1 protein-coding gene is annotated in these 387 nt (G+C 56.8%); it reads right to left on the bottom strand.

From position 1 onward, the window contains the following. Positions 1 to 40: 40 nt before the first annotated feature. Positions 41 to 387, bottom strand: a 347-nt coding sequence (locus ACFMBG_RS23725) for a DDE-type integrase/transposase/recombinase (protein ID WP_421057114.1), incomplete at its 5' end; no start/stop codon positions are given.

The raw sequence follows: 387 nt of genomic DNA, 5'->3' as shown, positions 1-387 counted from the left end.
ACGGCAGAGGGCTGTGTTTGTCGTCGGCTTTGCTCGCCTATCATGCAGCCTCCTGGAACAGTTTGTCGATGAAGGCGATCTCGTTGATCACCCCGGTTTCACAATTCTCGAATTGACCTTTTCGAATGGTGCGGAAGGTTTCGATGCCAGCGAGCGCGGCCTTGGCTCCGGCAAGCGTCTGGAACCCGCGCATGGGACGCAATCGCTGCTTCAGTGCGGCATGATCACTCTCGATCCGATTGTTCAAATACTTGCGGTCAACGTGGCGGATAGCACTATCAGGCCCGAGTCGGCCGTTGATCTCGCCGATCACCTTTGCATAGCTGTGCGCCTTGTCGGTGACGATTGTAAGCGGCTGATAACACCGAACGGTGTCTCGCGCTTGGC

The sequence above is a fragment of the Leisingera coralii genome (assembly GCF_049056525.1).
GTDB lineage: Bacteria > Pseudomonadota > Alphaproteobacteria > Rhodobacterales > Rhodobacteraceae > Leisingera > Leisingera coralii.
Note: the sequence above shows the minus strand (reverse complement) of the source record. Positions and strands in the feature narration are given on the sequence as shown.